The sequence below is a fragment of the Pseudomonas mandelii genome (assembly GCF_024138395.1).
Classification (GTDB): domain Bacteria; phylum Pseudomonadota; class Gammaproteobacteria; order Pseudomonadales; family Pseudomonadaceae; genus Aquipseudomonas; species Aquipseudomonas mandelii_E.
Map to the genome: position 1 here is coordinate 64288 of NZ_JAMYDU010000006.1, position 12110 is coordinate 76397.

General features: G+C 59.9%; 13 protein-coding genes. 9 read left to right on the top strand and 4 right to left on the bottom strand.

Features of this window, described 5'->3' with window-relative positions:
• Positions 1–9 precede the first annotated feature (9 nt).
• From NHU87_RS12340 to NHU87_RS12380, 9 genes are all read left to right on the top strand, one after another.
• Positions 10–357: a DUF4389 domain-containing protein gene (locus NHU87_RS12340; protein WP_253548638.1), complete on the top strand. Its 348-nt coding sequence runs from the start codon at positions 10–12 to the stop codon at positions 355–357.
• The gene (gene sixA, locus NHU87_RS12345) at positions 354–806 is read left to right on the top strand and encodes a phosphohistidine phosphatase SixA (RefSeq protein ID WP_253548640.1); all 453 of its coding nucleotides are present in this window, start codon (positions 354–356) and stop codon (positions 804–806) included. The genes NHU87_RS12340 and sixA overlap by 4 nt, the downstream gene beginning before the upstream one ends.
• A 213-nt stretch (positions 807–1019) precedes the next feature.
• A complete protein-coding gene (locus NHU87_RS12350; protein ID WP_253548664.1) occupies positions 1020–2687 on the top strand; it encodes an AMP-binding protein in 1668 nt (555 codons plus the stop codon).
• A 33-nt stretch (positions 2688–2720) separates the two neighbouring features.
• Positions 2721–3164 carry a hotdog fold thioesterase gene (locus tag NHU87_RS12355; RefSeq protein ID WP_253548666.1) on the top strand — a complete coding sequence of 148 codons (444 nt, stop codon included), beginning with the start codon at positions 2721–2723 and terminating at the stop codon, positions 3162–3164.
• Between the two features lie 289 nt (positions 3165–3453).
• Positions 3454–4260, top strand: coding sequence for an alpha/beta fold hydrolase (locus NHU87_RS12360; protein ID WP_253548668.1), 807 nt, complete (start codon positions 3454–3456; stop codon positions 4258–4260).
• Complete coding sequence (locus tag NHU87_RS12365) at positions 4257–5111, top strand: alpha/beta hydrolase (protein ID WP_253548670.1); 855 nt, start codon at positions 4257–4259, stop codon at positions 5109–5111. Before NHU87_RS12360 ends, NHU87_RS12365 begins: the two co-directional genes overlap by 4 nt.
• A 50-nt stretch (positions 5112–5161) precedes the next feature.
• Positions 5162–5821, top strand: coding sequence for a glutathione S-transferase family protein (locus NHU87_RS12370; protein ID WP_253548672.1), 660 nt, complete (start codon positions 5162–5164; stop codon positions 5819–5821).
• Positions 5822–5829: 8 nt separating this feature from the next.
• The gene (locus NHU87_RS12375) at positions 5830–6636 is read left to right on the top strand and encodes a DUF4892 domain-containing protein (RefSeq protein ID WP_253548674.1); all 807 of its coding nucleotides are present in this window, start codon (positions 5830–5832) and stop codon (positions 6634–6636) included.
• Between the two features lie 82 nt (positions 6637–6718).
• Entirely contained in the window at positions 6719–7777 is a 1059-nt protein-coding gene (locus NHU87_RS12380) for an AI-2E family transporter (RefSeq protein WP_253548676.1), read from the top strand.
• Between the two features lie 74 nt (positions 7778–7851).
• Here the strand turns inward: NHU87_RS12380 and lapD are convergent, their stop codons facing one another.
• The 4 genes from lapD to NHU87_RS12400 all read right to left on the bottom strand — a co-directional run bounded on the left by lapD (position 7852) and on the right by NHU87_RS12400 (position 11735).
• On the bottom strand, positions 7852–9792 hold the full coding sequence (gene lapD / locus NHU87_RS12385) for a cyclic di-GMP receptor LapD (RefSeq protein WP_253548678.1): 1941 nt from the start codon (positions 9790–9792) through the stop codon (positions 7852–7854).
• Positions 9793–9814: 22 nt separating this feature from the next.
• Positions 9815–10522, bottom strand: coding sequence for a cysteine protease LapG (lapG, locus tag NHU87_RS12390; protein WP_253548680.1), 708 nt, complete (start codon positions 10520–10522; stop codon positions 9815–9817).
• Between the two features lie 219 nt (positions 10523–10741).
• Positions 10742–11137: a YbaN family protein gene (locus NHU87_RS12395; RefSeq protein ID WP_253548682.1), complete on the bottom strand. Its 396-nt coding sequence runs from the start codon at positions 11135–11137 to the stop codon at positions 10742–10744.
• A 10-nt stretch (positions 11138–11147) separates the two neighbouring features.
• A complete protein-coding gene (locus NHU87_RS12400) occupies positions 11148–11735 on the bottom strand; it encodes a YecA family protein (protein WP_253548684.1) in 588 nt (195 codons plus the stop codon).
• Between the last annotated feature and the right edge of the window lie 375 nt (positions 11736–12110).

Genomic DNA, 12110 nt, shown 5'->3' on the forward strand with positions numbered 1-12110 from the left:
GAGTGAGACATGAATGATCAGAAAGTAGAAGCCAAGTACGAATCCATCCTGCTGCGGGTGCTGTGGATGATTGTCTATGTGCTGGTCTGGCAAGTGGCGCAGTTGATCCTTGGTGCGGTGGTGTTGGTGCAGCTGATCTATCGTTTGATTTATGGCGCACCGAGCGCCAGCCTGATGAATTTTGGCGACAGTCTGAGCCAGTTTCTGGCGCAGATCGGTCGTTTCGGCGCCTTCCACAGCGACCAGAAACCCTGGCCGTTCGCCGACTGGCCGACGCCGCGTACACCGGAAGGTGAAGCCCCGCACGTCGTGGCGCCAGCACCGCATCCGGCCCGAGATGAGGAGCCAAAACTATGAAACTCTGGGTATTGCGTCATGGCGAAGCCGAACCTCACGGTACTCGCCCGGACTCCGAGCGGGCATTGACCGTCAAGGGGCGTGAAGAGGTGTTGCGCGCTGCCGCCCAATTGATCGGGAAGCCGCTTACCGCCATTTATTCCAGCCCTCTTCTGCGAGCGCAGGAGACGGCTTTGCTGGTGCGTGAGGCTCTGGGTTTCGAGCCGGAGATTCGCACGGTCGACTGGCTGACCCCGGATACCGATCCGGACAAGGTGGCGGAGCAGCTTGTATCGGTGAGTGATGTCCTGCTGGTCAGTCACAATCCGCTGGTGGGCAACCTGCTGAGCTACCTGCAGCACGGCGCCGGCTATCCACCGGAAAAAGTCAGCACCGCTGGCCTGGCCGAGCTGGAGAACAATGAACTGCTGATCGGGGCGATGAAGCTTAACGGCATCAAGCACCCGTAATCTGCTTCTGCTCTGGTTGGGGTTTTGCTTCTGCTTTTGTAGGAGCGAGGCTTGCCCGCGAAGGGGCCTTCGAAACCGCTAAAAGCTTCGCGGGCAAGCCTCGCTCCTACAAGGTCGGCGGTGTCGCTCCTGATTTTTTGTGTGAAATAGTCAACCAAGCACTTGCTTGGTTGACTACGCTTGCTCCAGACAAAAAATAAAGGAGCAAGTCGCATGTCTGCTGCTTTCCGTTTGCCATTGGATGCCTTCTACGAGCGTGAAGCCCGTCATCCCCGCCAACGCTTTTTGGTACAACCGATGGGGGGCGGCCAAGTCGAGACGCTGACCTGGGCTGACGTTGGTCATCAGGCACGCTGTGCCGCTCACTGGCTGCGGGCTCGCGAATTGCCCCAAGGCAGTCATATCGCGCTGATCTCCAAGAACTGCGCCCACTGGATCATCGCCGACCTGGCGATCTGGATGGCCGGGCATGTCTCGGTGCCGCTTTATCCCAATCTGACCGCCGATTCCGTGGCTCAGGTGCTCAATCACTCCGAAGCCGCACTGGTATTCATTGGCAAGCTGGATGACTGGCCGGGCATGTCCAACGGGGTCAGCCCCGACCTGCCGACCGTCAGCCTGCCGCTGTGCCCGGCTGGCACCTTCGATTTCAGCTGGGCCGATCTGCAATGCAGTTCGCCGATTCAGGACGACCCCAAACCCGCCACCGATCAACTGGCGACCATCATTTACACCTCCGGCACCACGGGCCAACCCAAAGGCGTGATGCACAGTTTCGGCACCTTGGGATTTGCCACCACCCGTGGCACGCAGTTATTCGGCTTGAATGAGTCGGATCGCCTGCTGTCCTACCTGCCGTTGTGCCACGTCGCCGAGCGGATGTTCGTCGAGTTGGCGTCGATCTATACCGGGCAAACTGTGTTCTTCGCCGAGAGCCTCGATACCTTCCTCACTGATCTAAAACGTGCCCGGCCGACCGCGCTGTTCGGCGTGCCGCGGATCTGGACCAAATTCCAGATGGGCGTCTACGGCAAGATCCCGGCCAAACGCCTCGACTTTCTGCTCGGCTTGCCCTTCATCGGCAAACGGGTAGGGCACAAAGTCCTCGCCGGGCTGGGGCTGGACGCCTTGCGCGTCGCCTTGTCCGGCGCGGCGCCAGTACCGCGGAGCTTGCTGCTGTGGTACCAAAAAATGGGGCTGGATGTGCTGGAGGTGTACGGCATGACCGAAAGCTGCGGTTATTCCCACATTGGCCAGCCCGGTCAGAACAAACCCGGCTGGATCGGCAAGCCTTGCCCGGAAGTCGAAGTGCGCATCGAACCGTCTGGTGAAGTACTGGTGCGCAGCGGCGCGACCATGCTCGGCTATTTCAAGGAACCCGGGAAAACCGCCGAAACTGTCACCGAGGATGGTTTTCTGCGTACCGGTGACAAGGGCGAGGAAGACGCCGAAGGCAACCTGCGCCTGACCGGGCGATTGAAGGAAATCTTCAAAACCAGCAAAGGCAAATACGTCGCCCCGGCACCGATCGAGAATCGCCTGGCGGTGCATGCGCGGATCGAACAAGTGTGCGTGGTCGGCGATGGTTTGAGTGCACCGCTGGGGTTGTGCGTGTTGTCGGCAGTCGGTCAGCAGGACGCGAATGGATCGGCCCGGGCGGGTTTGCATTCAAGCCTGGAAAAACTGCTGGAGGAGGTCAATGGCGTTCTCGACCGGCATGAACGCTTGCGCCGATTGGTGGTGGTCAAGGACAGTTGGGCGGTGGAAAACGGCTTCCTGACACCGACCCTGAAGATCAAGCGCAACATGATCGAAGCCGCTTACGGCGCGCGGTTCGAAGAATGGAGCGAGCGTAGCGAGGCGGTGCTGTGGCAGGATTGAGCCACGAACAAAAACCAACAAAGGAACGTAACGATGAGTCTGTGGCGCACCACTCCCAACGTCGAGCAGTTGAACGCAATCCAGAAAAACACCATCGGCGAAGTGCTGGATATTCGCTTCGAAGCCTTCGATGACGAGTCCCTGACCGCGAGCATGGTCATCGATCATCGCACGCACCAACCCTATGGTTTGTTGCACGGCGGCGCCTCGGTGGTGCTGGCCGAAACCGTTGGCTCGATGGCCAGTTTCCTGTGCATCGACGCCAGCAAGTTTTATTGCGTGGGCCTGGAAATCAACGCCAACCATTTGCGCGGTCTGCGCAGTGGACGGGTGACGGCGGTGGCCAAGGCGATTCACATCGGTCGCACCACGCATGTCTGGGATATTCGGTTGAGCAGTGATGAAGGCAAGGCCAGTTGCGTGTCGCGGCTGACCATGGCGGTGGTGCCGTTGGGGGAGAATCCTCCGGCGCGTTGAGTTTCGGTGTGCTCTGTGTAGCAGCTGTCGAGCCTGCGAGCCTGCGTTCGGCTGCGAAGCAGTCGTATAACCATTCACCGCAGCCTTTCGGGAACATCAAGGTGGCAGGATTGACGACTGCTTCGCAGCCGAACGCAGGCTTCGCCAGCTGCTACAAGGTTCTGGGCCATTCTTGCTCCCTCGCAATAACCCTGACCCGACTGTCATCATTCCTGTCAGTTACGGTCATTGCTGTAAGACCCGGTCTTACGGACAATCAACCCCCGTTCTCGCTCATGGATTTGCAGGTATGTCGCAACAGATATTTTTCGCCCACGCCAATGGCTTTCCTTCGGGGACCTACGGCAAGTTGTTCGCGGCGCTGGCGCCCGAGTATCAGGTGACGCATCTGGAGCAGCACGCCCATGACCCGCGTTTTCCGGCGGACGACAACTGGAACAACCTGGTGGATGAGCTGATTCATCACCTCAAGCAGCAACCGGAGCCGGTCTGGGGCGTCGGTCACTCCTTTGGCGGCGTGCTGCACCTGCACGCCGCCTTACGTTGCCCTGAGCTTTATCGCGGCGTGGTGATGCTCGATTCGCCGGTGCTGACCCGCGCCGATCAATGGGTGATCCGTGCCGCCAAGCGCTTCGGTTTCATCGATCGCCTGACCCCGGCCGGCCGTACGTTGGGCCGACGGGAAGAGTTTGCCGATCTGGACGCGGCCCGCCTGTATTTCGCCGGTAAAACCCTGTTTCGTGGCTTCGATCCGGAATGCTTCGAGGCTTATCTGCAACATGGTTTGCACAATGTCGGCGGCAAGCTGCGCCTGCGTTTCGACCCGGCCACGGAAATCAGCATCTACCGTGGCGTGCCCCATACCAGCCCCGGTCGTGCACGGCAATTGAAAGTGCCGCTGGCGGTGGTTCGCGGGCACAAGAGCCGCGTGGTGATGCGCCATCACGCCCGTTCCGTCGGGCGCATGCCCCTGGGTGAGTACTTGACCATGCCCGGCGGCCATATGTTTCCCCTCGAACGTCCACAAGACACGGCCACGCTGCTGAAGAAGCTGTTCAGTCGCTGGGAAGGTCGCAGCCAACAGGATTGCGCATGAGCAGCGTCGTCGAAGAAGTTCGCCTGAGCCTGCCGCATATCGAGTTGGCGGCGCACTTGTTTGGTCCCGAGGATGGCTTGCCGGTGATCGCCTTGCACGGCTGGCTGGACAACGCCAATAGCTTTGCCCGGCTGGCGCCCAAGCTCAAAGGCTTGCGTATCATTGCGCTGGACATGGCCGGGCACGGTCACTCGGGGCATCGGCCGAATGGCGCTGGTTACGCGTTGTGGGACTACGCGCACGACGTGCTGCAAGTGGCCGAGCAGTTGGGATGGAAACGTTTTGCGCTGCTGGGGCATTCCCTGGGGGCGATCGTCTCGCTGGTGTTGGCCGGGTCGTTGCCGGAGCGGGTGACTCATCTGGCCTTGATCGATGGCGTCATTCCCCCTACAGACAAAGGCGAAAACGCCGCCGAGCGTATGGGCATGGCCCTGCAAGCGCAGCTGGATCTGCGGGAAAAACGCAAACCGGTCTACAACACCCTCGACCGTGCCATCGAAGCACGCATGAAAGGTTTGGTGGCGGTCAGTCGCGAAGCCGCCGAACTGCTGGCCCAGCGAGGCCTGATGCCGGTGCCGGGCGGTTATACCTGGCGCACCGACAACCGCCTGACCCTGCCGTCGCCGCTACGTCTGACCACTGAACAGGCGATGGCCTTCGTCCAGCGCGTCAGTTGTCCGACACACCTGGTGGTCGCGGCTGACGGCATGCTCGCCAAACATCCCGAGTTGCTGGAACGTCTACCCTTTAGCCGTGAACAGTTGCCTGGCGGCCATCATTTGCACCTGAATGACCAACCCGGTGCCGACCTTGTCGCAGACTGTTTCAATCGGTTCTTCGCCGTTCCTTGACTTGCGCCCGGCAACTGTCGAGGCTGGGCGGGTTGAAATGGGAGACAACCATGATAGATCTGTACACCGCTGCGACCCCGAATGGCCACAAGGTCTCTATCGTGCTCGAGGAACTCGGCCTGCCCTATAGGGTGCACGCCTTGAGTTTCGACAAAAAGGAACAGAAGTCCCCGGACTTCCTCAAGATCAATCCCAATGGGCGGATTCCGGCGATTGTCGATCGTGCCAATGGCGATTTTGCCGTGTTCGAGTCCGGCGCGATTCTGATTTACCTTGCCGAGATAACCGGCAAACTGCTGCCACAGGACCCCAAGGGGCGTTCGGTGGTGTTGCAGTGGCTGATGTTCCAAATGGGCGGAATCGGGCCGATGCAGGGCCAGGCCAACGTGTTTTTTCGTTATTTCCCGGAAAAACTCCAGGGCGCCATCGACCGTTATCAACACGAAACCCGGCGCCTGTACGAAGTGCTCGATACGCGTCTGCAAGCCGTAGAGTTTCTGGGGGGCGAGTACAGCATTGCCGACATTGCCACGTATCCGTGGGTCCGTGGCCATGAATGGTCCGGTGTCGCGGTGGATGGCTTGTCAGCCCTGCAACGCTGGATGGCTACCATGGAGGCGCGCCCTGCGGTCCAACGCGGCGTACTGGTGCCCGAGCGCATCGATGACGACAGTGTCATCAAGGGTGCCCAGGCCATGCTGATTCGATGAGTCTATCCATGCGTTCACTCACTCTGCTGGCGCTGTGTTGTTTCAGTCCTCTTTTATTTGCCGCTGATGTCCCTGGCAGTCAGGACCTGCCGATCGTGCCGCGTATGGCCGATGCGCAGATCGTCGACTATCGCCCGGCTGTCGAACTCGAGCGGATCTACCCGCTGGGTTCGATCCGCAAGATCAGTGGCCAGCTGCGCTTTGACGGCCAAGTCACCGCCCGGGGGCAAACCACCTCGGTGACCTACGAATTGCCACCGGAGCACTCCTCCACCGATGCCTTCACCACCGCTCGCGAAGCCTTGCAGAAGCAGGGCGCCGAGTTGCTGTTCTGGTGCCAGGCCCGGGATTGCGGCGAAAGCAGTCTGTGGGCCAATGAAGTCTTCGGCAACGCCAAGCTGTATGGCGCCGATAATCAGCAGGCTTATTTGCTGCTGCGTCTGGCAGCCCCTCAAGACAACACACTGGTGGCGCTTTACAGCATCACTCGCGGCAATCGCAAAGCCTATCTGCACGTCGAGCAGTTCGACGCTGCTGCACCATTGGGCGATTTGCTGCCAACTTCCGCGACCTTGCTGCGACAGCTAAAAAGCACGGGAAAACTCGATTTCCCCAAACTCGACGGTGACCCTGACGAAACCTGGCTGCGTCTGATTTCCCGAGGCCTGAACCTGGACACTACATTGCGCGTCAATGTGTCGGGCCCCAATGCCGAAGCCTGGCGCCAGGCGCTGATCGGCCAGGGGGTGCGCTCGGCGCGGATGGAAACCGCCAACGTCGAAGGCTCTGGCCTGCACTTCGAGCTGTTGCGATAAGCTTCATTCGGTGAACGCGTTCTGCGCGTTCGCCTACTCTTTGCTGACTGACTTTTTCGGCTGACTTTTTTCGGGATCTTACATGCTCAATAACGACCGGCTGTTGGTGCAGATTCTGCTCCTGGTGCTGTTTGGCGCGAGCTTCTGGGTGATGGCGCCGTTCTGGTCGGCGCTGTTCTGGGGCGCGGTGCTGGCGTTTGCCAGTTGGCCGCTGATGCGTTTGCTGACCCGTTGGCTCAATGGTCGTGAATCCCTGGCGGCGCTGTTACTGACGCTGACCTGGATGTTACTGGTGGCAGCACCGCTGGTGTGGCTGGGCTTCAACCTGGCAGATCATGTACGCGATGCCACGGCGTTCATCAAGGATGTGCAAGTCGACGGTCTGCCTGAAGCACCGACCTGGCTGGGCGGTATTCCCTTGGTCGGCGAGCGGCTGTTGGGTCTCTGGAACAGCATCGATCAGCAAGGCGCGGCGATGATGCTGGCGATCAAGCCTTATCTGGGCCAGGTCGGTAACTGGTTGCTGGCGCGCAGTGCGCAGATCGGCGGCGGCATCCTTGAGCTGACACTGAGTATTGTCTTTGTGTTCTTTTTCTACCGGGACGGGCCGCGGTTGGCGGTGTTTGTCCATGGGTTGCTGGAACGGCTGATCGGTGACCGCGCCGGTTATTACATCGAATTGGTGGCGGGCACCGTGCAGCGGGTGGTCAACGGTGTGATCGGCACAGCCGCAGCTCAGGCAGTGCTGGCGCTGATCGGCTTTCTGATTGCCGGCGTGCCCGGGGCGCTGGTGTTGGGGATCGTGACGTTTTTGCTGAGTCTGATTCCGATGGGGCCGCCGTTGGTGTGGATTCCGGCCACGGCGTGGCTGGCCTGGAAGGGTGAATACGGGATGGCGGTGTTCCTCGGGATCTGGGGCACGTTCATCATCAGCGGAGTCGACAACGTGCTTAAGCCGTACCTGATCAGTCGGGGCGGGAATTTGCCGTTGGTGATTGTACTGCTCGGGGTATTTGGCGGGTTGATTGCGTTCGGGTTTATCGGTCTGTTCATCGGCCCGACGTTGTTGGCCGTGGCTTATAGCCTGCTGACCGATTGGAGCAAGAGTCAGGCTCGGGTCGAGGATCATCGCCGGCCCTGAGACGCTGACACCGAACACGTTGACGCGAGCTTGCTCGCGATGAACGATGACGCGGATGATGCGGGCCGCCCGATTCACATCGGCTCCGGCGGCCCGATCAGTCTTCCCATCACCCCGAACAACCCCAACTCCCGAATGACCTCCAGCTCCCCCTGCGTTTCCACCATCTCCGCAATCAACGGCAAATCAATGCTATTGGTCGCCCGAAAAATCGCCTCGATGAACAGGCGCTTGTCAGTCTGCTCATCGATACCCCGAATGTAAGCCCCGTCGATTTTCAGGTAAGCCAGCCCCAGTTGCGTCAGGTTGCCGATCTGGCTGAAGCTGCCGCCAAAATGCTGCAAACCGATGCGATAACCAGTGTTGAGCAGGCTATGGCTCAGGCGTTGCAGTTCTTCAGGGGGCGGCAGTTGGCGTTCGTCGATTTCCAGGGTCAGCAGCGGCGCCAGTTCCGGCAGTGATTCAAGTATGTCGCAGATCAGTTTCAGTTGGGTCTGATCGCGCAGCGTGCTGCCGGACAAGCTCAGCGCGAGTGGCCAACGGTTGGCGGCCAGATATTCAAGAGTGGTTTCGAGCATCGCCAGGTCGAACCGTGCCGACCAGCCAAGGCGCTCGATCCACGGCAGGAAATGTCCGGCGGCAATTGCCTCGCCCTGCGGGTCAAGCAGGCGTGCGAGGACTTTGTGATGCAGCACCTGGCTGGTGTCGGCGCATTGCACCACCGGTTGGAAATACAGCTGCAGCTTGCCCTCGGTCAGCGCCTCGTCGATCCAGTTGCGCCAGTCATGTTGGGACTGGTTCGGCGCGGTATCGGAACGGGCCAAGTGTATCCACGGCCGCTCGGGGTGCTGTCGGGCCTGGGTCAGCGCTTGATCGAGGCGCAGCAGCACATCGTTTGCCGGTTCGCCGGGGGAATAGGCGACGACGCCCAGATGCGCCACGGGCATACAGTCGCTGGCACCGGTCAGGCGCAGGTTTTCCAGAGTGGCGCTGATTTCGGAGGCCAGACGGGCGGCATCCTTAATGTCCACGCCCGGCGTCAGCAAGCTGAATTCACCGCCGCGATTGCGCGCCGCAAGCCAGGTTCGACGTTCCGCTGGCTGCGTCAGGCGTTTAAGCAATTCGCCGACGGCGCCGATCAGGGTATCGGTGCGCTGGCCGCCCAAACGTTGGTTAAGGCCGATCAGGTCATTGATCCGCAGCATGAGTAAATGGCCGTCGCGGCTTTGCTCGCAAACCAGTAGTTCATCGGCCAGTTGCTCATCCAGCAAGCGCCGGTTGGCTAAACCCGTAAGACTGTCCTGATAAGAATCGGACCGCAGTTTTTCGCTGCGCGCGGCCTCTTCTTCGAACAGCGCCTTGAGTTTCTCCACCATCTGATTCATGGCCAGCACCACGCGTTTGAGTTCCGGGGTGCGTGGCAGCTTCGGCAAACTGCGGAACTCACGTTTGCTGATGGCTTCAGCCTGTTTGACCATCTTGTCGAGAGGGCGCAATTGGCGGCGCAATAACCAGGCACCCAATACCGCGCTGAGCAAGCCGCAAGTCAGCAGCCAGATCAGGCCGCCGAGGGTACTGTCCCAGAGTTTGGCCAGGGCGAACTGCGGATTGCTCAACACTTCGACCCGTGCTGCCTGTTCCCAGCCCCGCATGATCAGTGCATCGCCACCCTGTGGACGTAGGTTCACCAAACTCACGAACCAGCCGGGAACGCCCTCGATTTGCGTTGGCGCGCTACGTTCCACCAACACCTGTTCATCCACAATATTGACGACCCGGATGCTGCTGAAATAGCCACTGTCGAAAATCGAGCTGACCATCAATTCAATCATCGCCGGGTCATCGATCTGCGCAGTCAGTGAAAGGCCCAATGCCGTGGCGGCGTCCTGAGCGTGGGAGCGCAACTGGTCGAGCATCTGTTCGCGAGAGCTTTCCAGGCTGACAAAAAAACTGCCGCCGAAGGCCACCAGCAAGAACAGGCAAATGGCGAGAAACAACTGTTTGCGCAGTGACATAAAACGCTCCTTGCAGTGGCGGCTAGCCTTCGCCCACGGCGAACCCTTCAAATTGCATCTTTCTCAACACGTCTTGCCAACGCGACAGTTTTTTCGAGTCGCTGCTGCGTTTGCCGCCATTGGCTCCCGGCAAGTACAGGCCTTCGGCGTTGAAGGCGTACACCGGCAATAGATCCTTTCGCTGGGAGGCGGGGCGAATTTCGTCACTCAGATTGTCCAGCACCAGCGGATCGGCCGTGGGGCTGCTGTAGAAGGTCAATACCATGTGCGCCTGATTCTGGGTCAGGGCCTTGACGTAGGTGATGCGCAGTTTCTCGCTGGGAACACCGAGGTGACGCAGGCTGAAATATTTCGCCAGGGCGAAGTCTTCACAGTCGCCTGCTGCCTTGATCAAGGTTTCCACTGGCGTGGCCCAGTAATCGGTCTGGTGCCAGATACGCGTGTCGTCCTGAAAACTCAGTTGTTGATTGAAGAAGCGATTGACCGCGTTCAGTTGTTCGCGCTCGGGCGTGTTGAGTTCGCTTTGCAGCATTTGACTCCAGGCCTCGATCCGTTCCCGGCCCAAGCCAAGGGGGCCGTAACGATTTTCGGCCGTTTGCAGAATCTGCACAAAGTCAGGATCAGCCGAGATGTTGCCTGACCCTGTCAGAAGAAAACTCGTCAGCAGCAGCCATCCGCCGAACCGAAGCCGGAGCGTTGACCTTCCTGGACTACGCGGACTGCGGGCCATGTCTGGCTGCTCGGGTGCAGATGTCTGAAGTCTAGGCGGTGTTTTCAGCGAGGAAGGGCAGGTCGTCGGACGAAAGGACGTCGGCGGATTGCTTTCTGTTGATGATCGTTCCCACGCTCTGCGTGGGAATGCATCCGGTGACGCTCTGCGTCACACCGGTGAAGGGGACGCAGAGCGTCCCGGGCTGCATTCCCACGGGGACCGTGGGAACGATCAACCTCAAGGTTTATGCAGGGTTTTCTGCTTGAGAATATAAACCGTCACCAGCACTGCACTGGTCAGCATGATCCCGCGCGCCCACGGCAAGGGCACCAGGTAGCAGGACAGCAGAATGCTTGCCCACATGATGCCGATCGCATAGACCTTGCCCTTGAGCGGAATGCCGTTGCCATCCAGATAGTCGCGAACCCACGGCCCCAGCCGTGGATGTTCAACCAGCCATTGATAGAAGCGCGGTGAACTGCGGGCGAAACAGGCGGCCGCCAGCAACAGGAACGGTGTGGTGGGCAGCACCGGCAGGAAAATCCCGATCACCCCCAGCGCTACGCTCAGCCAACCGATGGCCAGCAGCACATAGCGCAACATCAGGGAGCGGTTGCCTATGGGGTTGTCCATAGGCAAAACCTTAGTGGTGACGTGGCTTGAGAATCGCCGGTTTTTCGTCTGGCGCCTGGCACAGCAGGTACAGCGCGGTCAGCGCTTCCGGGATCTGCACGATCATGTCGTCCATCAGGTTGGCGTCTTTGGCGATGTCTTCGAACTCTGGCTGTTCGTCGAACAGACCCGAACCGACCATGATCGGCAGCAGCATTTCGCTGACTTCGTCTTCGGCGGTTTCGAACCAGGCCGCTTCGCGCAGGAACACGCCTTCCATGAAACCGATGCACCAGCCGCGCAGGTCGGAATCGTCCGGGTCGTCACCCAGGTCGAGCTCACATGGCAGCTCGAACTCTTCGTCGGACGCCAGTTGGCGGGCGATGTGCGCCTTGAGCAGGACCAGCGTGGATTCGATCGCTTCACGCTCGGTGTCGTCGGCGTAATGCGGCTCTTCGGCGAAGAGCGCGTCGATCCATTCACGGTCGGGAACGCTTTCGGAACAGATCGACAGCGCGGTGAGGTAGCCGTGGGCGGCCACGTAGTCCAGCGCCTCGTCATGCAGCTCGTCGGCGTCGAGGAAGACTTGCAGGCGGGTTAGTTGCTCAGCGAAGGACATTAAAGGGCTACCTTGGGGAATATACGATGCGGGAATTCTAGGCCTTCTTGAGCGCTCAGGCCAGCCGTGCGGCATATTTGCAGCCTTGCGGGGGGATTCTGTGGTTGTCGATACCGCCAGTCTGGCCCAATCCCTGTGGGAGCGGGCTTGCCCGCGATGAGGCCGGTACTTCCAATACATTTTTCGCCTGACACGCCGCCATCGCGGGCAAGCCCGCTCCCACAGGGATTGCATTGCGTTCCTCTTCTCAGCGGCGCCCTTTGCCGGACAGGCGTCGGGTATACTCGCGCGTTTTGTGATGCCCTGCTGGCGTCACGGCTGAGATATGAAGCGTCATGCAATGCGCACTTACGATTTGTCGGTGCAGCTTTCATG